Source organism: Sphingomonas limnosediminicola (genome assembly GCF_039537965.1).
Taxonomy (GTDB): domain Bacteria; phylum Pseudomonadota; class Alphaproteobacteria; order Sphingomonadales; family Sphingomonadaceae; genus Sphingomicrobium; species Sphingomicrobium limnosediminicola.
In genome coordinates this window covers 706,920-727,360 of the sequence record NZ_BAABBM010000001.1, presented here as the reverse complement: position 1 = coordinate 727,360, position 20,441 = coordinate 706,920, and the positions used below count along the sequence as shown (strand labels likewise).

28 protein-coding genes are annotated in these 20,441 nt (G+C 63.6%); 20 read left to right on the top strand and 8 right to left on the bottom strand.

Annotation, left to right across the window (positions count from 1 at the left end):
- Nucleotides 1-6 precede the first annotated feature (6 nt).
- The gene (locus tag ABD704_RS03715; protein WP_344698341.1) at nt 7-1,002 is read left to right on the top strand and encodes an aldo/keto reductase; all 996 of its coding nucleotides are present in this window, start codon (nt 7-9) and stop codon (nt 1,000-1,002) included.
- Here ABD704_RS03715 and ABD704_RS03710 read toward each other — a convergent pair.
- Together ABD704_RS03710 and ABD704_RS03705 are read right to left on the bottom strand one after the other, a co-directional pair.
- On the bottom strand, nt 999-1,778 hold the full coding sequence (locus ABD704_RS03710) for a dimethylarginine dimethylaminohydrolase family protein (RefSeq protein ID WP_344698340.1): 780 nt from the start codon (nt 1,776-1,778) through the stop codon (nt 999-1,001). The genes ABD704_RS03715 and ABD704_RS03710 overlap by 4 nt on opposite strands.
- A gap of 78 nt (nt 1,779-1,856) precedes the next feature.
- Complete coding sequence (locus ABD704_RS03705) at nt 1,857-3,143, bottom strand: metal-dependent hydrolase family protein (protein WP_344698339.1); 1,287 nt, start codon at nt 3,141-3,143, stop codon at nt 1,857-1,859.
- Nucleotides 3,144-3,305: 162 nt separating this feature from the next.
- On the opposite strand from ABD704_RS03705, the gene ABD704_RS03700 reads away from it, so the two are divergent.
- From ABD704_RS03700 to ABD704_RS03690, 3 genes are read left to right on the top strand one after another with little or no spacing between them, the layout of a single operon-like run.
- Entirely contained in the window at nt 3,306-3,638 is a 333-nt protein-coding gene (locus ABD704_RS03700; RefSeq protein WP_344698338.1) for an ArsR/SmtB family transcription factor, read from the top strand.
- Entirely contained in the window at nt 3,635-4,081 is a 447-nt protein-coding gene (locus tag ABD704_RS03695; RefSeq protein WP_344698337.1) for an SRPBCC family protein, read from the top strand. Before ABD704_RS03700 ends, ABD704_RS03695 begins: the two co-directional genes overlap by 4 nt.
- A complete protein-coding gene (locus ABD704_RS03690) occupies nt 4,074-4,613 on the top strand; it encodes an SRPBCC domain-containing protein (protein ID WP_344698336.1) in 540 nt (179 codons plus the stop codon). Before ABD704_RS03695 ends, ABD704_RS03690 begins: the two co-directional genes overlap by 8 nt.
- Nucleotides 4,614-4,670: 57 nt before the next feature.
- Here the strand turns inward: ABD704_RS03690 and rpsI are convergent, their stop codons facing one another.
- Together rpsI and rplM are read right to left on the bottom strand one after the other, a co-directional pair.
- Entirely contained in the window at nt 4,671-5,216 is a 546-nt protein-coding gene (gene rpsI, locus ABD704_RS03685; protein WP_344698335.1) for a 30S ribosomal protein S9, read from the bottom strand.
- Nucleotides 5,216-5,695: a 50S ribosomal protein L13 gene (rplM, locus tag ABD704_RS03680; RefSeq protein ID WP_344698334.1), complete on the bottom strand. Its 480-nt coding sequence runs from the start codon at nt 5,693-5,695 to the stop codon at nt 5,216-5,218. Before rplM ends, rpsI begins: the two co-directional genes overlap by 1 nt.
- Nucleotides 5,696-6,214: 519 nt before the next feature.
- Here rplM and ABD704_RS03675 point away from each other — a divergent pair.
- From ABD704_RS03675 to ABD704_RS03665, 3 genes are all read left to right on the top strand, one after another.
- Nucleotides 6,215-6,526 carry a hypothetical protein gene (locus ABD704_RS03675; protein ID WP_344698333.1) on the top strand — a complete coding sequence of 104 codons (312 nt, stop codon included), beginning with the start codon at nt 6,215-6,217 and terminating at the stop codon, nt 6,524-6,526.
- Between the two features lie 46 nt (nt 6,527-6,572).
- A complete protein-coding gene (locus ABD704_RS03670; RefSeq protein WP_344698332.1) occupies nt 6,573-6,743 on the top strand; it encodes a hypothetical protein in 171 nt (56 codons plus the stop codon).
- A gap of 168 nt (nt 6,744-6,911) precedes the next feature.
- Entirely contained in the window at nt 6,912-7,631 is a 720-nt protein-coding gene (locus tag ABD704_RS03665) for a Crp/Fnr family transcriptional regulator (RefSeq protein WP_344698331.1), read from the top strand.
- Here ABD704_RS03665 and cutA read toward each other — a convergent pair.
- Together cutA and ABD704_RS03655 are read right to left on the bottom strand one after the other, a co-directional pair.
- Entirely contained in the window at nt 7,628-7,942 is a 315-nt protein-coding gene (cutA, locus tag ABD704_RS03660) for a divalent-cation tolerance protein CutA (protein WP_344698330.1), read from the bottom strand. The two genes, ABD704_RS03665 and cutA, sit on opposite strands and share 4 nt — an antisense overlap.
- Nucleotides 7,939-8,991 (bottom strand): COX15/CtaA family protein, encoded by a 1,053-nt coding sequence (locus ABD704_RS03655; RefSeq protein ID WP_344698329.1) that lies wholly within the window; start codon nt 8,989-8,991, stop codon nt 7,939-7,941. Before ABD704_RS03655 ends, cutA begins: the two co-directional genes overlap by 4 nt.
- Before the next feature lie 147 nt (nt 8,992-9,138).
- Between ABD704_RS03655 and ABD704_RS03650 the strand changes: the two genes are divergently transcribed.
- The 13 genes from ABD704_RS03650 to ABD704_RS03590 all read left to right on the top strand — a co-directional run bounded on the left by ABD704_RS03650 (nt 9,139) and on the right by ABD704_RS03590 (nt 17,903).
- On the top strand, nt 9,139-9,462 hold the full coding sequence (locus ABD704_RS03650; protein WP_344700477.1) for a MerC domain-containing protein: 324 nt from the start codon (nt 9,139-9,141) through the stop codon (nt 9,460-9,462).
- Between the two features lie 48 nt (nt 9,463-9,510).
- Entirely contained in the window at nt 9,511-9,975 is a 465-nt protein-coding gene (locus ABD704_RS03645) for a Fur family transcriptional regulator (RefSeq protein WP_344698328.1), read from the top strand.
- Nucleotides 9,976-10,018: 43 nt separating this feature from the next.
- Nucleotides 10,019-10,576: a nicotinamide riboside transporter PnuC gene (pnuC, locus tag ABD704_RS03640; protein ID WP_344698327.1), complete on the top strand. Its 558-nt coding sequence runs from the start codon at nt 10,019-10,021 to the stop codon at nt 10,574-10,576.
- Nucleotides 10,573-11,577 (top strand): AAA family ATPase, encoded by a 1,005-nt coding sequence (locus tag ABD704_RS03635; protein ID WP_344698326.1) that lies wholly within the window; start codon nt 10,573-10,575, stop codon nt 11,575-11,577. Before pnuC ends, ABD704_RS03635 begins: the two co-directional genes overlap by 4 nt.
- Nucleotides 11,578-11,630: 53 nt before the next feature.
- Nucleotides 11,631-13,556, top strand: coding sequence for a 1-deoxy-D-xylulose-5-phosphate synthase (dxs, locus tag ABD704_RS03630; RefSeq protein WP_344698325.1), 1,926 nt, complete (start codon nt 11,631-11,633; stop codon nt 13,554-13,556).
- Nucleotides 13,557-13,561: 5 nt separating this feature from the next.
- Nucleotides 13,562-14,290, top strand: coding sequence for a TlyA family RNA methyltransferase (locus tag ABD704_RS03625; RefSeq protein ID WP_344700476.1), 729 nt, complete (start codon nt 13,562-13,564; stop codon nt 14,288-14,290).
- Entirely contained in the window at nt 14,283-14,801 is a 519-nt protein-coding gene (locus tag ABD704_RS03620; protein WP_344698324.1) for a TspO/MBR family protein, read from the top strand. The genes ABD704_RS03625 and ABD704_RS03620 overlap by 8 nt, the downstream gene beginning before the upstream one ends.
- Nucleotides 14,802-14,899: 98 nt before the next feature.
- Nucleotides 14,900-15,208: an accessory factor UbiK family protein gene (locus tag ABD704_RS03615; RefSeq protein ID WP_344698323.1), complete on the top strand. Its 309-nt coding sequence runs from the start codon at nt 14,900-14,902 to the stop codon at nt 15,206-15,208.
- A 2-nt stretch (nt 15,209-15,210) separates the two neighbouring features.
- Nucleotides 15,211-15,720: a type III secretion system chaperone family protein gene (locus tag ABD704_RS03610; RefSeq protein ID WP_344700475.1), complete on the top strand. Its 510-nt coding sequence runs from the start codon at nt 15,211-15,213 to the stop codon at nt 15,718-15,720.
- Nucleotides 15,717-16,565: a pyrroline-5-carboxylate reductase family protein gene (locus tag ABD704_RS03605; RefSeq protein ID WP_344698322.1), complete on the top strand. Its 849-nt coding sequence runs from the start codon at nt 15,717-15,719 to the stop codon at nt 16,563-16,565. The genes ABD704_RS03610 and ABD704_RS03605 overlap by 4 nt, the downstream gene beginning before the upstream one ends.
- A gap of 9 nt (nt 16,566-16,574) precedes the next feature.
- Nucleotides 16,575-17,471, top strand: coding sequence for a branched-chain amino acid aminotransferase (locus ABD704_RS03600; RefSeq protein ID WP_344698321.1), 897 nt, complete (start codon nt 16,575-16,577; stop codon nt 17,469-17,471).
- A gap of 58 nt (nt 17,472-17,529) precedes the next feature.
- A complete protein-coding gene (locus ABD704_RS03595; protein ID WP_344698320.1) occupies nt 17,530-17,673 on the top strand; it encodes a hypothetical protein in 144 nt (47 codons plus the stop codon).
- Complete coding sequence (locus ABD704_RS03590; RefSeq protein WP_344698319.1) at nt 17,670-17,903, top strand: hypothetical protein; 234 nt, start codon at nt 17,670-17,672, stop codon at nt 17,901-17,903. The genes ABD704_RS03595 and ABD704_RS03590 overlap by 4 nt, the downstream gene beginning before the upstream one ends.
- Here ABD704_RS03590 and ABD704_RS03585 read toward each other — a convergent pair.
- Nucleotides 17,900-18,235, bottom strand: coding sequence for a DOPA 4,5-dioxygenase family protein (locus ABD704_RS03585; protein WP_344698318.1), 336 nt, complete (start codon nt 18,233-18,235; stop codon nt 17,900-17,902). The two genes, ABD704_RS03590 and ABD704_RS03585, sit on opposite strands and share 4 nt — an antisense overlap.
- Before the next feature lie 10 nt (nt 18,236-18,245).
- A complete protein-coding gene (locus ABD704_RS03580; RefSeq protein ID WP_344698317.1) occupies nt 18,246-20,312 on the bottom strand; it encodes a M13 family metallopeptidase in 2,067 nt (688 codons plus the stop codon).
- Nucleotides 20,313-20,441 lie beyond the last annotated feature (129 nt).

Below are 20,441 nucleotides of genomic sequence, written 5' to 3'. Positions count from 1 at the left end.
AGAAGCATGTTCCAGGTCAGCAAGAGGCGGCTCGGCCGCAATGGTCCCGAAGTTTCGGCGATCGGGCTCGGCTGCATGGGCATGAGCGAATTCTACGTCGGCGGTACGGAGGCGGAGTCGATCGCGACGATCCACCACGCGCTCGATCGCGGCGTGAACTTCCTCGACACCGCCGACATGTACGGCTGGGGCAAGAACGAGGAACTGGTCGGGCGCGCAATCGCCGACCATCGCGACGAGGTCTTTCTCGCCACCAAGTTCGGCAATGTGCGCGGGCCCAATGGCGAGTTCCTCGGGGTGCGCGGCGATCCGGAATATGTCCGCTCGGCCTGCGAAGCGAGCCTCAAGCGGCTGAACGTCGACGTGATCGATCTCTACTACCAGCACCGCGTCGACCCGAACGTGCACATCGAGGACACGGTGGGCGAGATGTCGCGGCTGAAGGAAGAGGGAAAGATCCGCTTCCTTGGTCTGTCCGAGGCATCGCCACGCACGATCCGCGCGGCTTATGCGACATCGCCGATCACGGCTGTGCAGACTGAACTGTCCCTGTGGAGCCGCGATGCCGAGGAGGATGTGCTTCCGACGGTGCGCGACCTTGGCATTGGTTATGTCGCTTATTCGCCGCTCGGGCGCGGTTTCCTGACCGGACAGTTCAAGTCGCCGGACGACTTCCCGGAGGACGATTACCGTCGCAATCACCCGCGTTTCCAGGGCGAGAATTTCGAGAAGAATATTGCGCTGGTCCGTGAGGTCGAAGCGTTGGCGCGAGAGAAAGACTGCACGACTGCGCAGCTCGCGCTCGCATGGGTGCTTGCCAAGGGCGACGATATCGTGCCGATCCCAGGGACCAAGCATCGCAAGTATCTCGACGACAATATCGGCGCGCTTGAGGTGAAGCTGAGCGACGAAGACCTGCGCCGGCTGGACGAAATCCTGCCGCCGGGCGCGGCAGCGGGCGAGCGTTACGCGGCGCAGAGCATGGCGACGATCGACCGCTAGGGGCGGTCGTCGATCAGGCTCATGCAGGTGACGCCGGCTTCAGCCTTCTGAAGCTCGGACACGTCGACCTCGACGGCATTGAAGCCACGGGCGCGCAGGCGCTCGGCGGTGCGCGGGTTGCCCGCGGGCAAGATCAGTCGGTCATTCGCCAATACGCAGTTCGCCGCGGCGGGCTCTGTGTCGTCGGTCGCGAAGGGCTCGACGCCCTCGAACTGGGCGGGGTCGATGGACCTTTCGCTGTAGAGAAGCACCGGCGTGCCGGAGGCGTCGCATCCGGCGAAGGTGGCGCCGGTCTTCAGGTGCAGGCAGTCGCGCAGTCTGGCTTCGACAACCTCATAACCTAGGGGGGCAGCTGTCTCGCGGAGGGCGGTGATTCCTTCTTCATCGGTGCGGGTGGAGAGGCCAACGTAGAGCTTGCGGCCGATGCGCAGCACGTCGCCGCCGTCGACGAAGCCTGACTTGATGCGGTGAACCTGGAAGTGACCGGCGAGGCCCTGAGCAGTGGAGTCCACCTCGTCCGCCCGCGAAGGCGCGCCGGGGCGAGTGATAATGGCGTGCTCGCCGAGAATTAGCGCTGTGTCCTCGACAAAGACGGCGTCCGGGTCGTTCGCCAGCTCCGGCAAGCGAAGGATTTCAAAATTGGCCTCCTTGAGCGCCTGTTCATAAGCGGCGTGCTGTTGCGCGGCCTTCGCGACATCGATCGGCACCCGCTGTTGGTGCGTCAGCTGGCAATCGGCGAGGCGCGGGCTGACGGCGCGAGTGAAGGCGCGGGGCAAATCAGGCTCCGTGCCTGCTGTTGTCCGCCGCCCGCGCCCGGATCAGGCGCATTGGCTGCTGCGCGTCATTGTTCAAACTCATTGTTCCCTAACGATCTTGCCGCCCTTGATGACGAGCCGGATGTTCTTTGCGGCAGAGACGTCCTTCGTTGGATCGCCCTCAACCGCGACGAGGTCTGCCAGCAGGCCCGGCTTTATCTGGCCGCGGTCGCCGAGATGCAGGATCCGTGCGTTGCCTGACGTTGACGCGATCATGACCTGCGCGGCGGGCATGCCGGCGCGTTGCATGGCGATCATTTCAAGCCAGTTCTGGCCGTGGGTGAATACGCCGACGTCGCCGCCCATGCAGATTGGGACGCCCGCCTTGATGGCGAGCTGAAACGCGCGGCGGTTTTCCTGCACGCTCTCGGGCGCAGGCTCCTCGCCGTTCCAGTGCTGGAAGTAGCGGGCGTAGGCCTCCGAAGCGGCGATGGTTGGACAGAGCGCGATGTGCTTCGCGGCCATCGCCTTGAAGACCGCTTCAGTGCCGCCGTAGCCGTGCTCGATCGTGTCGGCACCGGCGCGGACGGCGCGCATCATTCCTTCGGCGGTGGTGGCGTGGACGGCGACAAACCGGCCGGCATCATGTGCAGCGGCGACCCCGGCGTCCAGTTCCGCCTGCGACAGCGTCGGACGGCTCGGTTCGCCTTTGCCCCAATGATAGTCCGCGTAGAATTTCACGATGTCGGCGCCGCCGGCGATCTGGTCGCGGACGGCGCGGATGGTTTCGTCGACCCCGGCGACTTCTTGTGCACCCTGCGGAACAGCGACTCCGGGTTCGAAGCCCTTGGGGCCATAGGCGCCGCGCGCGACGACCGCCTTGCTCGAGACGAGGAGGCGAGGGCCGGGGACGATGCCCTGGTCGATCGCCAGTCTCAGGCCGACATCCGCGAAGCCGGCGCCTTCGGTGCCGAGGTCTCGCTCGGTGGTGAAACCGGCGTCGAGCGTGCGTTCGGCCTGGACGACGGCACGGGCGGTGCGGAGCGCGAGCGGCTCGTGCAGCACTTGATCGTCCCACAGCGTCTCGTTGTAGGGATGGAGGAACAGGTGTGAGTGGCCCTCGATCATGCCGGGCATCAGCGTCGCGCCGGGCAACTCGATGGTCCGCGCGCCGGCGGGAGCGGTTATGTTGGGACCGACCGCCGAGATGCGATCGCCTTCGATCAGCACAGACCAGGCCTCGTGCGGCGCCGCGTTGACGCCGTCGAACACGCGGGCAGGGTGGATCAAAAGCGTGTCGGCGGTTGCGGCCGTCGAGAGAAGAAGCGCGGCGAATCCGGCAGCGATCGCGCGAATGTTCCCAATGTTCACACTGACGCGCCCCATTTCCGCCCCTTCGCCCTGATCAAACGCCGATGCCCGCGAATGCCTGTGGAACACAGGTTCTCCAAGTAGGAAAGGGCGATCAGTTGCGCGCGAGTACCGAATCCGCGCTCTATCCTAAACCGAACGGTTGACTATCAGGCGGCGCGCGGATAATTAAACCATATGGTTGAAGAACGACTCGATATGACGTTCCGGGCGCTGGCGGATCCGACGCGGCGGGGGATGCTGGCTAGCCTGGCGCTTGGCGACAAATCGATCGGGGAGTTGGGCGAGCCCTTCGCGATGAGCTTTGCGGGCGCTTCAAAACATGTGCGCGTGCTGGAGGAGGCGGGGCTGCTGTCACGGCGCAAGGTGGGGCGGACGCACCTCATCAGCCTGAACGCGGAGCCGCTGGCCGAGGCCGAGCGCTGGCTCAAGCAATGGGAGAAATTCTGGACGATTCGGCTCGACCGCCTTCAGGCACTGGTCGAGGGCGAGAAAGGGAAGGGCAAGTGAGCGCGCCCGCCGTCGTCACGGTGACGCGCGAGATTGCGGCGACGCCGGGGCGGGTGTTCGACGCCTGGCTCGATCCTTCGCAGGCGGCCGACTTCCTTTTTGCGACGCCGAACGGCGAGATCGTTCGCTGCGGCATCGATGCGCGGGTTAGCGGGCGTTTCCTGATCGTCGATCGTCGTGCTGACGGCGACGCCGAGCACCATGGCCAGTTCCTCGAAATCGAGCGGGCGAAGCGGCTCGTCTTCCTGTTCCGCGGGCCCGGAACCGAAGAGGGCGAATGGTCTAGGGTGACCGTTGAATTCGCGCCGAGCAATCGCGGCTGCACCGTCACCCTGACGCACGAAATCCCGCCTGAATGGGCAAGCTTCGCCGAGCCTGTGCGGCACGGCTGGACGATGATTCTCGATACACTTTCCCGCACCATGGAGGCGACGAATGACTGAGCAAGTAATGACCAAGCCGGTGGAGCGCATCGCGCCCGACGCCATTCGCCTGCAGCGGGTGCTGGACGCACCGGTGGATACGGTGTGGCGCTACCTGACGGTGGCCGAGCTCCGGCAGCAGTGGTTCATGGGCGGGACCGACGCGCAGGCGGACAGCGAGTTCGAGCTGCTCAACGATCACGACAATTTGTCGGACGACACGGTGCCGTACCCGGAGAGCTATGCGCCCTACAAAGGCAAGACGTGGAACGAGAAGGTCATCCGTTTCGAGCCTCCGCGGCTGCTCGAGACGACTTTCCAAGGCGGCAAGAACGGCACGGTGGTGTTCGAGCTTTTCCCGGAAGGCGATCGCACGCGGATCGTGCTGACGCACAGCGGGATCGAGAGCGGAACGGGCGCGCAGGATTTCGGCAGCGGCTGGAACTCGCACCTCACCGTGCTGCAGGAGCGGCTGGCAGGGCGCGGTGTGCCCAATTTCTGGGAGCTTCATGCACGATCGCGCGACGCCGTTGCGAAGGCGCTGGAGGCCTAAGAAAAAGGGCGGCTGGGAAATCCCCAGCCGCCCTTTCTTTTTGTCGTTCGAAGTCGCTTAGCGCTTCGAGAATTGGAAAGACCTACGCGCCTTGGCGCGGCCGTACTTCTTGCGCTCGACGGCGCGGCTGTCGCGGGTCAGGAAGCCGGCCTGCTTGACGACCGTGCGGAGTGCCGGTTCGTAGCGGGTCAGCGCCTGCGCGATGCCGTGCTTCACCGCACCGGCCTGGCCGGAGAGGCCGCCGCCGACAACGGTCGCGACGACGTCATACTGGTCCTTGCGGTCAGCGACGTCGAACGGCTGGTTGATGACCAAGCGCAGCGTCGGGCGAGCGAAATAGACTTCCTGCTCGCGGCCGTTGACGAGGATCTTGCCCGAGCCCGGCTTCAGCCAGACGCGCGCAATGGCGTCCTTGCGGCGGCCGGTCGCGTAAGCGCGGCCCTGCTTGTCGAGCTGCTGCTCACGAAGCGGCGCGCTTTCGATCGGCGGCTGCGGTGCGGCAGGAGCCTCGGCAGCAGCAGCGGCCGGAGCTTCCGGTGCAGCGGCTTCCGGAGCGGGGGTTACGCCAAGCTGGTCGGCGATCGATTCACGAGTGTCGGACATTAGGCGCCCACCTTGTTCTTACGGTTCATCGACGCGACGTCGAGGACTTGGGGATCCTGGCCGCCGTGCGGATGCTCGGTGCCGTTGTAGAGATGCAGCGCGCGCATCTGGTCGCGGCCGAGCGGGCCGCGCGGGATCATGCGCTCAACCGCCTTTTCAAGCACGCGCTCCGGGAAGCGGCTGTCCAGCACCTTGCCTGCGGTCACTTCCTTGAGGCCGCCCGGGTAGCCGGTGTGCTTGTAGTATATCTTCTGCTCCAGCTTGCGGCCGGTGAAGCGGACCTTGTCGGCGTTGATGACGACGACATGGTCGCCGCAGTCGACGTGCGGCGTGAAGCTCGGCTTGTGCTTGCCGCGCAGGATATTGGCGATGATCGTTGCGACGCGGCCGACAACCAGGCCGTCGGCATCGATCAGGTGCCACTTCTTCTCGACCTCGGCCGGCTTTGCCGACTTGGTCGTCTTCATCAGCGCCTTCATGGCTGACGATCCTTTCAATTGAAATGCGAAAGGCGACGCACGAAGCGCCGCCGTGAGGGCGCTATTTGCGGCAGGGACGCCGAAAGTCAAGCAAATCCGCCACTTTACCGACGGGTAAAATAATACCCCATAGTATTAAGCCGGAGCCGTAACGACTGGAACGCTAGTAGGTATCCTTCCGTTTCAACAACAAACCAAAACAGGAGAATGCCATGTATATCGGTCTTGGCGGACTGCTCGTCCTTATCCTCATTCTGTGGCTGCTCGGCGTAATCTAGCTCAACCTGAGGCGAGGGGGCATGCGCAAGGTGTCGCCCCCTCGGCATCTCACCCGGTATTCCGCGTGGGTCATCCGCGAACCCGCGCCGCTCGTCTCATCGCTTTCATGGCTCCAACCCCCGCTGAACGTGGGGATAAGAGTTCGTTCACGCGTTGCCCGGTATATCGGAGCGTCTTAGTTAAAGCGTGAGTGCTGCTTCGCTCAGCCATTTCTGTACAAAGCCTGGAGTGACTTCGGCCGTGCCGAGACGCGTAAAAGACTTCATCGACATCAGCGAATATACGTCGCTGCCGGATCTCATCCGCTATCTGGAAACGATACGGGACAATCTTCCTCCTGAGCACGAGGCGGAGCTGAAGATCCGCGGCGACGACGTGTTCGGGCGTCGACTGACGATCACCTATTTTCGCGAGCAGACGGCCGAGGAACTGGAGATCGAGTCACGCTACAACGGCGCGACGAAGGCCGGCGATGCTGACATCGAGGAGTTGCGGCACAAGCTGGATGATGTGCCCTTCGAAGCGCGGAAGCGCTCGTCCACGCGCGGTTAATTCAGGTTTCGCTGGGGCTCGTTAGGCCGGAAGATTTTCCGCTCGGATGAACGCGCTCGACGAGCCGGCTTTTATCCCAAAGTTCGAAGCTCGATTGATCGACAAGCGCCATCGCCCGGCGCCGCGCATCGTCGTCGCTTTCCGCCTCGATCCACTCAGCAGTCGAAATCTTGCCGGCCCCATCGAGCCGGTACAACCGGAAGTTCGGCAAACGTGAAATCCCCTCGGTGAGGACGATTTATCACGATCAAGCCTCGATTTGATTCACCTGGGTTATATGTGGGCTCAGCTTTCCTCTTGAATCTACAAGATTTTCCGGATTGATACGCACGTGTAACCCAGGTTAACCGCGATTTGCGGGCAGCGAGGCAAAAAGCGCCAATCCATGATTAGCGTTCATCTGAAAAAGTTGCGTAAGCGAGCCGAGATTGATCCCGAGGAAGAGCGCGCGATCCGCGACGCCGTGGCCGAAACGCGGCGCCTGCCATCCGACACCGTTGCCATCCGCGCCGGCGAAGAACTGCATGTCAGCATGCTGTTGCTCGACGGCTGGATGGCGCGCAGCAAGGACCTGCAGACGGGTGAGAGGCAGATCACGGAACTGCATGTCGCCGGCGATTTCGCCGACCTTCACTCCTTCACCCTGAAGGAACTCGACCACGACGTGATGACGCTGAGCGAATGCACCGTTGCGATCGTTCCGCACGAACGGCTTCGAGTTTTGACCGAGCGTTACCCGAACGTCGCGCGGACCTACTGGTTCTCGACGAACATCGATGCCGCAATTCACCGAGAGATGGCCCTGTCGCTGGGCCAGCGCTCGGCGCTGTCTCGCATGGCGCACCTGTTCTGCGAACTTTACCTGAGGCTCGACGTGGTCGGGCGAGCGAGCAAGGACGGATATGATTTCCCGCTGACGCAGCGTGAGCTTTCGGAGTGCCTCGGCCTGACGGTCGTTCACGCCAACCGGACCCTGCAGGAGTTGCGTCGGCGCAAACTGGTCGAGTTCGAGAAGGGCAGATTGACGATCCTAGACCGCCGCGGACTCGAAGGCGTGGCGGAGTTCGATCCGACCTATCTTTACCTTCGCAAGCGCGCGATCTAGCCGACGCTTTCCTCGACCCAATCGCCATAGGCTGCGAGGATCTTGTCGATCGGCCAAGTTGCGATGCACGGCACGTCGTAGCTGTGAAGGTCGGCGATGCGCGCGATTAGCCGGTCGGTCATCGCATAGGCTGTCTTGAAAATGGCGGCGACTTCGTCAGCGGACTTGGCTGCACCCTGCCAGCGGTAGATCGAGCGAACGGGACCGAGAATGTTGACGCAGGCTGCGAGCCGTTCTTCGACGATGGTCCGGCCGACGCTTTCCGCTTCGTCGGCATTGGCGAAGATCACGTAGACCGAGACAACGCTCAACTCGCGTGCTCGCCAAGCTTGTGGGCGCCCCAGACCGTTGCGGCGACGAGAAGCGCGCCCGTTGCCTGGTGGAGGACGGCGAGCCAGATCGCGATGCCCGACAGCACGGTGAGGATGCCGAGCAGGATCTGCGTGCCGAACGCGGAGTGGATGGCGATCGACGCAGCGCGCGCGCCCTCAACTACTCGGACCTTGCGGGCAAACAGGACGAGAAATGCCACCACAACCCAGGCCCACCAGCGATGCATGAAATGCAACAGGAACGGATCGTGCGTCAGCGCAAAGCCGGCGCCGTGCGACCAGTCGATGCCATCGGGCACGAGGCGGCCGTCCATGGCGGGCCACGTGTTGGATACATAGCCGGCGCGGAAACCCGCGACCCAAGCGCCGAGCATGAGCTGAACGAACAAGGTTACGAGCGCGATCGCTCCCCAGCCTGTCAGGCGCGCCGGCCTTGCGTCGCGATTGGCGGCAAGCTGGCGCAGGTCGAGCGCCGTCCAGATCAGCGCCGCGAACAGGAAGAGCGCAAACAGCAAGTGCGCGGAAAGGCGATAGGGACTGACCTCGGTCCGGCCTTCGAGGCCCGACATCACCATAAACCAGCCGACGGCACCCTGCAGTCCGCCAAGCACGAACAAGGCAAGGAGCCTCCAGCCGAAGCCCTTCGGGATGGCGCGCTTCCAAGCGAACCAGATGACCGGCACGAAGAAAACGACCCCGATGATCCGGCCCAGTAAACGGTGCACCCACTCCCAGAAGAAGATGAACTTGAAGCCGGACAGGGTCATGCCGGCGGGGCCTGCGACCTCCAAATACTGTGGCGTTTGCTTGTAAAGGTCGAACGCGCGCTCCCAGTCCGCTTGAGTCAGAGGTGGAATTGTGCCGCTGATCGGCTTCCATTCCGTGATCGAAAGGCCGCTTTCGGTGAGGCGCGTGATGCCGCCGACGACGACCATCGCGAACACGAGCACGGCGACGAAAAACAGCAGATTGGAGATCGCCAGCGGGCGTTCGGGCGAGGTCGCGGTGATGTCTGGGTCGAGGGTCATGAGGCAGGCGGCTATTCGCCTGCGCCGCGCCGAGGAGCAAGAGGTTCCATGCAGTGATGTTATGTTGTAACTTCCGATCTCACGAATTATATGGATCCGGCAGTGCTGCAGACCACGTTCGCGACTTCCCGGCTTGACCGGATCGCCATGGGCCTTTCGGGCCTGTGCCTGGTGCATTGCGTCGCCACGGCGGTGCTCATTGGCTTCCTTGCGTCTGCCGGGGGGTTCTTCGGACAGCCGATCATCCACGAAGTGGGATTGTCGCTGGCCATGATGATCGGAGCGTTCGCGCTGGGCCGCGGCATCCTCGAGCATGGCTTCGTCATGCCGAGCGCCATCGGTGCTTTGGGCCTCGGCGTCATGGCAGGTGCGCTCAGCCTTCCGCATGACGGGCGTGAGCCGATTTACACGGTCGTCGGCGTGATGATCCTCGCTCTCGGCCACCGCCTCAACGTCCTCGCGTCGGAATAGCCGTGGCGCTTGCCCACTTCCGATGGCGTCACTAGGCTTCGATTGTTCATGCCGCGACACGATCACCAACTCCACGAAGGCGACGCTCTCAAGGAAGCCGCGCGAGTTCGGCTGACCAAGGAAGGCGAGCAGTGGACGGGGATGCGCGAAGCGGTGTTCGAGTCGCTCGCAAGCTTCGAGAAGCCCGCCAGCGCCTATGACATCGCCGAAGCTGTCTCGAAGACCCAGGGGCGGCGCGTTGCCGCCAACAGCGTCTATCGGATCCTCGACCTTTTCGTGAATTCGAACCTCGCCCGGCGGGTCGAGAGCGCCAATGCTTATGTCGCCAACGCCCATCCCGACTGCCTCCACGACTGCATCTTCCTGATCTGCGACGTGTGCGGGCAGACGGTGCATATCGACGACGACAGCCTGTCCGGCGGGGTTCGGCAGGCGGCCGAGAGCGCAGGCTTTTCCGCGCCGCGCCCGGTGATCGAAGTGCGCGGCAAGTGCGGCGACTGCGACGACCGCTAGACTTCTCGCAGACCTCTCCATCGTGAAGACCTGAACCGTACCGATGGGGGGCTTGGAAATCGCAGCTGCGATCCTGGGCGTGATCAACGTCGTCCTGGTCGTGCGCCGGTCGACCTGGAACTATCCCTTCGGCATCGCGATGGTCGCGCTCTACTTATTCGTTTTCTGGAGCGCGAAGCTCTACTCCGACGCATTGCTGCAGCTCTTTTTCTTCGTCATCCAGATCTATGGCTGGTGGGCCTGGTTCCATGCAGCACATCTCGACCACGGCGTTGCGGTTGGCTGGATGGACTGGCGGCAACGGCTGCCGTGGATTGTGGGGACGACGATCGCCATCGTGATTTGGGGCACGGGAATGGCGCGCCTGACGGATGCTGCGGCGCCTTATGTCGATGCGACGACGGCAGGCCTCAGCGTCGCAGCGCAGATTCTCCAGTCGATCAGGCGGGTCGAAAGCTGGGTGCTGTGGATCGCCGTCGACGTGATCGCGATCGGGCTGTTCGCCTGGCGTGGGCTTTTCGTAACCACTGCGCTTTACGGGGTCTTCCTGATTCTGGCCGTCATCGGCTTGTTGGAATGGCGGCGGAAGGCGGCTGAATGAAGCGCGGGTTCATCCTTGGTAAGTTCATGCCGCCGCACGCGGGCCACGTCACGCTGGTGCAGTCGGCGCGCGCGCTGGTCGATGAGCTGACGGTTCTCGTCTGCTCGCTTCCCGACAATCCGATACCGGGAGAATCCAGGCTGGCGTGGATGCGCGAACTGCATCCGGACTGCCGCGTCGTCGCGCATACCGAGCCGGCACCGCAGCAGCCGGAAGACGATCCAGCCTTCTGGGACATCTGGACGCGGATCGTCGCGAAGCAGCATCCCGAGAAGATCGATTATCTGTTCGCCGGCGAAGCTTATGGCGCGGAGCTGGCAACGCATGTCGGCGGCATGTTCGTGCCGTTGGGAGGGCGGATCCTCCGTACCGACCGAAACGGTATCGGCGGTTTGTCAGGCGAGGCCATTCGTGCGGCACCGTGGAGCTATTGGGATTACTTGCCGCACCCAGTGCGCAATCATTATGCGCTGACCGTCTGTCTCCACGGCATCGAGAGCGTCGGCAAATCGACCTTGGCGGAGTTGCTGGCCGACCATTACCGCACGACCTTTGTGCCGGAATATGGCCGCTCGCACTGCGAGACGCACGGCACCGACTGCCGCGAGGAAGATCTGATGCTGATCGGGGAGGCGCAGCAGGCGATGATCACCGCGGCGCGGCCATGGGCCAACCGGTTGCTGATCGCCGATACCGATGCGCTGATGACCGCAGCTTGGTCGCAGATGATGATCGGCTACATGCCGGACCAGCTGATCTGCCATCGGAAGGCTGATCTTTACCTCATGCTCGGCAATGACGCGCCGTTCGTCGACGACGGCACGCGCGTCTACAAGACGCCGGAAAAGCGCGAGAAATTCCAGCGCATCGCCCGCAATGCGCTGGAGCTGTCGCGGACGAATTTCGTGGACGTCTCCGGCAGTTGGGACGAGCGGTTCAAGACGGCTGTGGTAGCCATCGACGTCTTGATCGAACAAAGGGCGCGGGGCCGGGCCGCCTAAAGTCCAGTGCCTTCGCGGTTCACATGGCGTTCGCTTCCGCCTAAGGCAGTCTGATGTCCGATCGGCCGCACACGCCTTTGCTGGATACGGTCCAGTATCCCGCCGACCTTCGAAAGCTGAGCAAAGACCAGCTTCCGCAACTTGCCGACGAGCTTCGGCAGGAGATGATTTCGGCTGTCTCCGTGACGGGCGGGCACCTCGGTGCCGGGCTCGGCGTCGTCGAGCTGACGGTCGCCGCTCATTACGTCTTCGATACGCCCAACGACAAATTGATCTGGGACGTCGGCCACCAGGCCTACCCGCACAAGATCATGACCGGTCGGCGCGACCGCATCCGTACGCTTCGCCAGGGCGGTGGCCTCAGCGGCTTCACCAGGCGGAGCGAGAGTGAGTACGATCCGTTCGGCGCGGCGCACAGCTCGACCTCGATTTCGGCAGCGCTTGGCTTTGCGATCGCGAACAAGCTTGGCGAGACGCCGGGGCGGGCGATCGCGGTGATCGGGGACGGGGCGCTAAGCGCCGGCATGGCCTATGAGGCGATGAACAATGCGGCGGCCGCCGGCAACCGCCTGATCGTCATCCTCAACGACAACGACATGTCGATCGCGCCGCCGGTCGGAAGCCTGCGCAACTCGCTCGCGCGGCTGGTTAGCTCGGGCAAATATCTCGCGCCGCGCAAGCTGGCGCAGAAGCTCGCACGGGCAATGCCTGAACCGCTCCACGTCGCGGCGCGCAAGATGGAAGAATATGCACGCGGCATGTTCACGGGCGGCACGCTCTTCGACGAGCTCGGCTTTTATTACGTCGGGCCGGTCGATGGACATGACGTCCGCGCTCTGGTTGAGGTGCTCGAGAATGTGCGCGACGCGGACATCGGCCCGATGCTCGTCCACGTCGTCACGCAAAAGGGCAAGGGCTATGCGCCGGCCGAGAACAGCGCCGACAAATATCACGGTGTCGTGAAATTCGACGTCGTCTCCGGCAAGCAGGACAAAGGCCCGGGCGGTGGACCACCTGCCTATCAGAACGTTTTCGGCGAGACGCTTGCCAAGCTGGCCGACACCGACCCGAAGATCGTCGCGATCACGGCAGCGATGCCGTCGGGCACCGGCGTCGACAAGTTCGCGGCTAAACATCCCCATCGCGCATTCGACGTCGGGATTGCCGAGCAACATGCCGTGACCTTTGCGGCCGGCCTCGCCGCGCAGGGCATGCGGCCGTTCGTCGCCATCTATTCGACCTTTCTTCAGCGCGCCTACGACCAAGTCGTCCATGACGTAGCCATCCAGAACCTGCCCGTGCGATTTGCAATGGATCGCGCGGGACTGGTCGGCGCGGACGGAGCGACGCACGCGGGCTCGTTCGACCTCGCGTACCTGTGCACGCTGCCAAATTTCGTGGTGATGGCGCCGTCCGACGAGGCCGAGCTGGCGCACATGGTGAAGACCATGGAAGTGCACGACAGCGGGCCGATCGCGGTGCGCTATCCTCGTGGTGAAGGGCGCGGTGTCCCGCTTCCGGATCAGCCCCAGGCGCTGGAGATCGGCAAGGGACGCATCGTCCGCGAGGGCAAGAAGGTCGCGATTCTATCGCTCGGCACGCGCCTCGCCGAAGCGGAGAAGGCCGCCGACCAGCTCGATGCCAAGGGCCTGTCCACGACCGTCGCCGACCTTCGCTTCGCCAAGCCACTGGACCATGAATTGATCCGCAAGCTGATGACCACGCATGAGGTCGTGGTGACAGTTGAGGAGGCCGCGGTCGGCGGCGTGGGTGCGCACGTCCTCACGCTTGCCAGCGACGAAGGGCTGACCGATGCCGGCCTGAAGGTCCGCACCATGCGCTTGCCCGACACATTCCAGGAACACGACAAGCCCGAAAAGCAGTATGACGAGGCACGCATAAACGCGCCGCACATCGTTGAAACGGTGCTCAAGGCCCTGCGCGTGAACAGCGCCGGCGTCGAGGAGGTCCGGGCGTAGCCAAGATCAGGGCAGACCAATTGATGGTTTCCCGCGGCCTCGCGGAGAGCCGCACGCGGGCGCAGGCTCTGATCATGGCAGGCGCCGTCTTCTCGGGCGAGAAGAAGCTCGCGAAGTCCGGGGAGATGCTTGCCGATGACGCGCCGCTGGAGGTGCGTGGCAAGGATTATCCCTGGGTGTCGCGGGGCGGGATCAAGCTCGACCATGGGCTCACGCATTTCGGGTTCGATGTGGCGGGCACGGTGGCGTTGGATATCGGAAGCTCGACGGGAGGGTTCACGGACGTGCTGCTCTCGCGCGGGGCAGCCAAAGTGTTCGCGGTCGACGTCGGGACGAACCAGCTGGCGTGGAAGCTTCGGCAGGACCCGCGTGTCGTGGTTCACGAGCGCACGAACGCCCGATCACTTAACGCCAGTATCATCACGCAGGCGGTTGATATCGTTGTTTGCGACGCGAGCTTTATCTCGCTCTTTAAGGTGCTCCAGGCGCCGCTGAAGCTCGCGAAACCGGGCGCGAAGCTGATCGCTCTGATCAAACCGCAGTTCGAGGCTGGACGCGAGGAAGTCGGAAAAGGCGGGGTCGTTCGCGACCCGGCCGTGCACGAACGCGTTTGCGATGAGGCCAAAGACTGGGTTGAATTGCAGGGCTGGACGGTGCTGGGCATCACGCCAAGCCCGATCACCGGGCCCGAAGGCAATGTCGAGTTCCTGCTGGGAGCCAAGATGAATGACTGACGCAGTTGAAGTGCGCAGCTGGGGCAAGATTGCGCTTGTCACCTGTCCGCTAATCGTCCTCCTCGGGTCGGCGAGCGGATGGCTTTCGAACTCGGGGTTCGGGAATCCGTGGTTCGATGGGCTGCAGAAGCCCTTCTTCATGCCGCCGGGCTGGGCGTTCGGAGTGGTCTGGCCGATCCTGTACGTGCTGATGGGGCTTTCTCTCGCCATGATCCTGGCGTTGCCGCTGTCTCGGGAAAGGCGCTCCGCGCTGTTCCTGTTCTTCGTTCAGCTGGCACTGAATTTCGCCTGGTCGCCGCTGTTTTTCAAGGCGCACGACATCGCGCTGGCCAAGTGGGTCATTTTCATCATGGCGGCGTTGGCGGCACTTACTGCCGGACGGTTCATGCGGCTGCGCAAGCCGGCCGGGCTGTTGCTGATCCCCTATCTCATGTGGCTGGTTTTTGCCGCCACGCTGAATTCCTCGATCGATGTGCTCAACCCTGGGGCGGGAACGTCGCTCTTCGGATAATTGGGGATATCTCAGCGAGTTGGGGATAGGTTTGGGGCGCGGGGTGGCGAAAATCGCTGCAACTCCCTATTTCCGCGACGAAAGGGAGGAGCCCGACGATGCAGTCCGAGAACAAAATGTTCGACGACTTGGTGAAGATGGTGAACGGCTTTGCAGGCACGATGGCCGGCATGGGCCGCGAAGCCGAATCCGGAGCGCGCGAGAAGTTCCGCGAATGGGTCGGTGGCCAGGATTTCGTCGGCCGCGACGAGTTCGAGGCCGTGAAGGCCATGGCCGCTGCCGCCCGCGATGAGAATGAAGCGCTGAAGGCGCGGATCGCAGCGCTCGAAGCCAAGGTCAGTGGCGTTGCGACAGGTGCCACAGGCGCCAAGCGTGGCGGCGTCAAGAAGGCAGCGGCGGGGGCGTGAACCTGAGCGAGGAAGAAATCCAGGACGAGCGCGACGACGGCGCGCCGATCGAGGTTCTCGAGCAATATTTCGAGGCCCGCGGCTGGGCTTGCGAGCGCACCGGCGACGGCGAGATCGTCGCCTCGGCGACGGGTAGCTGGGCGCAATATGAGTTGCGCGGTGTCTGGCGACCCGAGGACCAAGTCCTGCAATTCCTCGCTTTTCCCGACATCAAAGTGTCCGTTGAGAAGCGCGGCGCGATCTATGAGGCGCTGAGCCTGATCAACGAACAGCTTTGGCTCGGCCATTTCGAGATGTGGTCGGGTTCAGGCCTCGTATTGTTCCGCCATTCGACGATCCTGGACACGCGGTCGGACGAAGGGCTGTCGCTGGAGCAGGCAGAAGCTATCGCAGAAGCTGCGGTCGAGGAGTGCGAGCGCTTCTATCCCGTTTTCCAATTCGTGCTGTGGGGCGGCAAATCGCCAGGCGAAGCCATCTCCGCAGCACTCATCGACACGCACGGGGAAGCATGACTGACGCTCCAAGGCTGCCGGTGCCGACTTGGTTTGTCGGTTGCGGGAATATGGGTGGCGCAATCGTCGAGGGCTGGCGAGGCGCCGGCTACGACCTTTCGAACACCGTCGTTATTCGCCCGAGCGGCATGCCTGTCACAGGTGTCCGCACGGTTTCGAGCATCGTCGAGGCCGGAGCGCCGCCACGCCTGGTCGTGCTCGCGTTCAAGCCGCAGAAGCTCGACGAGATCGCGCCGGAACTGCGCAAATATCTGAGCGCAAAGACGACGGTGATCTCCATCCTTGCGGGCGTTGAGGCGTCGAGTCTGCGCGAGCGTTTTCCGGGCGTCGGAGCAATCGTCCGGGCGATGCCGAACTTGCCAGTCGCTATTCGGCGCGGCGTCGTCGCGCTCTACAGCCAGGATGCGGACGAGCCGACGCGGATCGAGATTTCGCAGCTGTTTGCGCCGCTCGGCTACGCGCCGTGGATTCCGGACGAAAGCAAGTTCGCTGCCGTCGGTTCGGTTGCGGGCGCTGGTCCTGCTTATGTTGCGCGCTTCATTGGCGCGCTTGCGAAGGCGGGCGAGACGCGCGGCCTGAGTAGCGAGTTTTCATCGACGATTGCGCTCGAGACGGTCTTAGGCACGGCTTGGCTAGCGGCGGCGAAGACCGAGGGTATGGACTCCATCGCCAAGCGCGTCGCCAGCCCGAACGGCACGACCGAGGCGGGCCTCAAGATCCTTGATCACGACGACGTGCTCAACCAGCTGCTGGTACTGACGATCGACGCTGCTGCGCGCCGTGGAGCAGAGCTGGCCGAAGAGGCAAAATCCCCCTCGCTTGCTGAAACGCCGCGCCTGTCCTAGGCGCGCCGCATGGCTGCTCCAGAGCAAGGTAATTTCGACGACCGCGACGGTCTGATTTGGCTAGATGGGAAAATGGTCGATTGGCGCGACGCCAAGGTCCATGTCCTCACCCACGCCCTCCATTACGCCAGCAGCGTGTTCGAGGGTCAGCGGGCTTACAACAAGCGCATCTTCAAGCTTAACGAGCACAGCGAGCGGCTGCGCAACAGCGCCAGCTTGCTCGGCTTCGAGCTCCCGTGGAGCGTCGAGGAGATCAACGCCGCCTGCATCGAGGTCCTGGAGGCGAGTGGCTTCACCGACGCTTACATGCGCCCGGTTGCCTGGCGCGGATCGGAATCGATGGGCGTCGCGCCGGGAAAGACGCGGCCGCACCTCGCCATCGCGGCGTGGGAGTGGGGCAAATATTACGACCCTCGCCTTTCCGAGAATGGCATCAGGCTTGACATCGCGCCGTGGCGGCGGCCGGCTCCCTATACGGCGCCGACGGCCTCGAAGGCGTCCGGCCTCTACATGATCTGCACGCTGTCGAAACAGCATGCGGAAGCACGCGGTTTCAATGACGCGCTGATGTTCGACTGGCGTGGACGCGTGGCCGAAGCGACCGGCGCCAATGCCTTCTTCGTCCGCGATAATGTCCTTCATACCCCGACGCCCGACTGCTTCCTCGATGGGATTACCCGACGGACGGTCATCGATCTGGCCCAGCGCCGCGGCATCGAGGTCCAGGAACGTCCGATCTGGCCGGAGGAACTAGAGAGTTTCGAGCAGATGTTCCTGACCGGCACCGCAGTGGAGATTACGCCCGTACAGTCGGCGGGTCCGTGGAACTTCGAGGTCGGCGACATCACGCGGCAGTTGTCGAAGGATTACGACGACCTGGTGAACGGGCGCATTCCAAACGATTGACTGTGAGGTCGGGTGCGTAAGGTGAGGGGCTCGCACAGCATGGCGTTCAGTCATCGGAGTGATCCTCGGCATGGTCGTCGGCGGCACCCGCTTCCTGCTTTACGCGATCGTGGCGAGCGCAGACTGGGTATATGCGATCATCTTTTTCAGCGCGCTGGAGGGCCTGGTCTATCCGTCGCTCAATGCCTTGCTTCGCGGATGACGGACGCGCCGAACCAGGGCGCGCTGCAAGGCGGGATGGCATCGGTCGCGAGCGTCGCGGCGATCATCGGGCCGCTGGCGATGACGCAGGTGCTGGCAGTTAGTGCGGAGAACGGAACCACCGGCGCGGCATTTCTGACCGCCGCGTTGCTCGTCGGCCTGGCGCTAGTGGTCCTTTACTTCGGAATCCTGCGGCGTTCGACCGTGTGGACGGCCACTGACGAAGCCTAGTTGAAGATCGAAAGGTCGAGCTTCTCGGTCGGGCCGAACCAGATCACGTGCCGCGTATGGTCGGCGAGATCGTCGCCTGTTTCCGCATGCGCAAAGATTGTCAGGTCGCCACGGTTGAGTGCGAGAAACTGTGCGACGTCGCCGAACAAATCCCGCGGCACGGTCAGCTGAACGCTGCCACGAGGATGCGGCCCGACAGGGCGAAGATGAAAGTGCCCGACGGCGATTGGAAAGCTCGCCTGCGCTGCGGCGGCGAGCTGCTTAGCCACGTCGACCTGATCGGGATCGTAATAGATGTGCGCGTGGAAATCGCGGATCGACGGTTCGCTCATGGGCGCGCCCTTACCAGATTCGGGCGCGCTTTGCTGGCTCGATATAGAGCGCGTCGCCCGGCTCGACGCCAAATGCGTCGTACCAGGCGTCGATGTTAGGCACGACCCCGTTGACCCGATACTTGCGGAAGCTGTGCGGGTCGCTGGTGGTCAGGCGCTTGATCTCCTGCGGTGTCGCTTTCCCAGCCCAGGCCTGCGCCCAGCCGAAGAAGACGCGCTGATCGCCGGTCAGCCCGCCGAGGACGGGCGCCGGCTTGCCCTTGAGCGAAGCGTGATAGGCATCGAGCGCCATCGTCAGGCCGCCAAGGTCGGCGATATTCTCCCCCATCGTCAGGCCGGGGTTGATGTGGACGCCGGGCACGGGTTCGAACTTCGCATATTGGGCGCCAAGGATGGCCGCGCGACGCTTGAACTCGTCCGCGTCCTTCGGCGTCCACCAGTCGCGGAGTGCGCCAGCCGCGTCGATCGACCGGCCTTGGTCGTCGAAGCCGTGCGTCAACTCGTGGCCGATGACGCCGCCGACAGCGCCATAGTTGATGGCCGGATCCGCATTGGGGTCGAACATCGGCGCTTGCAGGATGCCGGCCGGGAAGACGATGTCGCGCAGGCTACCGTTGTAGGCGTCGTTGGTTTGCGGGGTCATCAACCAGTCGGTCTTGTCGACCGGCCCGCCGCTGCGGTTTACGTAGAAAGCCCAATCGGCGGCTGCTGCCCGGCGCACGTTGCCCACGAGGTCGTCGCGGCGGATGACGACGTTCGAATAGTCGCGCCATTTGTCGGGATAGCCGACCTTGATCGTGTAAGTGTCGAGTTTCTGCAGCGCTTCCGTTTTGGTCTCGGGGCTCATCCAGTCCAGTGCCTCGAGGCGATTGCGGAAGGCGGCCTTGAGGTTGGTGACAAGGCCTTCGATCGCGGCCTTGGTCGAGGCGGGGAAATAGCGTTCCGAGTAGAGCTGCCCGGTAGCCCAGTTCAGCGTGCCGAAGCAGCTGGCCGGGTCCGCGCCGCAGTCTCCGCCGGCCACGGCGAGCTTGCCGCGCTTCCGACGCGGCGGCTGCCCGGTCTGGCCCAGGAGCGATTTTTCGCGGAAGTCGGAATGCGCCTGATCGAAAGCGGTGGACAAATAGGGCGCGGCGGCATCCGCAGTGCGGAACGCCATCCAGGCCTTGACGGTGTCCAGCGGCGCGGCGGCGATTGCAGCTGTAATCTTCGGAAACGCCGTATTCGTCGTGGCGATGAAGCGGTCGCTGCCGCCAACCGTCGCGCCATTCAGGAAGTTCGTCCACGGGAATTGCGGCGCCAGCGCCTGAAGCTGCGCCTTGGTCACCGGATTGTACTGAACCGTGATGTCGCGCTGCTGCACCTTGGTCCAGCTCGCGTCCGCGATCGCGGTTTCCAGGGCGACGATATTGCGCGAAGCGACGGCCGGGTCCGGCCATTGGAGCTCGGTCAGTAGCCGCTCGGCATAAGCGCGATAGGCTTCGCGTTGAGCAGCAAAGTCCGGCTTAAGATAGTAATCGCGGTCAGGGAGGCCGAGCCCGCCCTGTCCCAGATAGATGGCGTAAATTTCCGGTTTCTTCAGATCGATGTCGACGCCCATGCCGAAGGGCGACGGGTAGAAGCCGGCAACGCTCTGGCCCATCAAGGTGGCGAGGGCAGGGAGGTCGCGCGCGCCACGGATCGCGTTTAGCTCCGGTGCGATGGCTGTTGCACCGATACGCTCGATCGTCGGCTGGTCCATGAAAGAGGCATAGAAAGGGCCGACCTTGCCGCGCACGTTGGCCGGTTGTTCAGCGACCCCCTTCGAAGCTTCTTCGAGAAGCGTCTTCAACTGCTGGTCGGTGCGGTCCGTCATGTCGAACCGGCGCGAGGCGATCGGGCGATCGGCGGGGATCTGGATCCGGTTGAGGTAGCTGCCATTGGCGAATTGGAAGAAATCATTGCCCGGGCGAGTCGTGCGATCGGGTGCCGTCAGATCGAGTCCGAATGGCGGATAGACCGGCGTCGCGGCCGGCGTTTGCGCGATGGATGCGCTCGCGGTGAGGGCAGTCGTAATGGCAAGCAGCGCGGCAGTCTTCATCGTCCATCCCCCGCCGGCAGTGAAGCGCCGGTCGCGCTGCACGCTAAACGGCGGCGGGCCTGGGACAAATAGCCAATCGACAAGTGGGCGAACGACTTCCCTTGTGGCAATCTGCGGCTATATGCGCGG

Excerpts from the sequence above, each read along its gene's own strand:
- ABD704_RS03700 (WP_344698338.1), top strand. The coding sequence starts at position 3,306 with ATGGTTGAAGAACGACTCGATATGACGTTCCGGGCGCTGGCGGATCCG.
- pnuC (WP_344698327.1), top strand. The coding sequence starts at position 10,019 with ATGGGGGGCTTGGAAATCGCAGCTGCGATCCTGGGCGTGATCAACGTC.
- ABD704_RS03650 (WP_344700477.1), top strand. The coding sequence starts at position 9,139 with ATGGGCCTTTCGGGCCTGTGCCTGGTGCATTGCGTCGCCACGGCGGTG.
- ABD704_RS03605 (WP_344698322.1), top strand. The coding sequence starts at position 15,717 with ATGACTGACGCTCCAAGGCTGCCGGTGCCGACTTGGTTTGTCGGTTGC.
- ABD704_RS03645 (WP_344698328.1), top strand. The coding sequence starts at position 9,511 with ATGCCGCGACACGATCACCAACTCCACGAAGGCGACGCTCTCAAGGAA.
- ABD704_RS03590 (WP_344698319.1), top strand. The coding sequence starts at position 17,670 with ATGACGGACGCGCCGAACCAGGGCGCGCTGCAAGGCGGGATGGCATCG.
- ABD704_RS03690 (WP_344698336.1), top strand. The coding sequence starts at position 4,074 with ATGACTGAGCAAGTAATGACCAAGCCGGTGGAGCGCATCGCGCCCGAC.
- ABD704_RS03620 (WP_344698324.1), top strand. The coding sequence starts at position 14,283 with ATGACTGACGCAGTTGAAGTGCGCAGCTGGGGCAAGATTGCGCTTGTC.
- ABD704_RS03635 (WP_344698326.1), top strand. The coding sequence starts at position 10,573 with ATGAAGCGCGGGTTCATCCTTGGTAAGTTCATGCCGCCGCACGCGGGC.
- ABD704_RS03655 (WP_344698329.1), bottom strand. The coding sequence starts at position 8,991 with ATGACCCTCGACCCAGACATCACCGCGACCTCGCCCGAACGCCCGCTG.
- ABD704_RS03615 (WP_344698323.1), top strand. The coding sequence starts at position 14,900 with ATGCAGTCCGAGAACAAAATGTTCGACGACTTGGTGAAGATGGTGAAC.
- ABD704_RS03670 (WP_344698332.1), top strand. The coding sequence starts at position 6,573 with ATGAACGCGCTCGACGAGCCGGCTTTTATCCCAAAGTTCGAAGCTCGA.
- dxs (WP_344698325.1), top strand. The coding sequence starts at position 11,631 with ATGTCCGATCGGCCGCACACGCCTTTGCTGGATACGGTCCAGTATCCC.
- ABD704_RS03705 (WP_344698339.1), bottom strand. The coding sequence starts at position 3,143 with ATGGGGCGCGTCAGTGTGAACATTGGGAACATTCGCGCGATCGCTGCC.
- ABD704_RS03585 (WP_344698318.1), bottom strand. The coding sequence starts at position 18,235 with ATGAGCGAACCGTCGATCCGCGATTTCCACGCGCACATCTATTACGAT.
- ABD704_RS03600 (WP_344698321.1), top strand. The coding sequence starts at position 16,575 with ATGGCTGCTCCAGAGCAAGGTAATTTCGACGACCGCGACGGTCTGATT.
- rplM (WP_344698334.1), bottom strand. The coding sequence starts at position 5,695 with ATGAAGGCGCTGATGAAGACGACCAAGTCGGCAAAGCCGGCCGAGGTC.
- ABD704_RS03580 (WP_344698317.1), bottom strand. The coding sequence starts at position 20,312 with ATGAAGACTGCCGCGCTGCTTGCCATTACGACTGCCCTCACCGCGAGC.
- ABD704_RS03715 (WP_344698341.1), top strand. The coding sequence starts at position 7 with ATGTTCCAGGTCAGCAAGAGGCGGCTCGGCCGCAATGGTCCCGAAGTT.
- ABD704_RS03665 (WP_344698331.1), top strand. The coding sequence starts at position 6,912 with ATGATTAGCGTTCATCTGAAAAAGTTGCGTAAGCGAGCCGAGATTGAT.
- rpsI (WP_344698335.1), bottom strand. The coding sequence starts at position 5,216 with ATGTCCGACACTCGTGAATCGATCGCCGACCAGCTTGGCGTAACCCCC.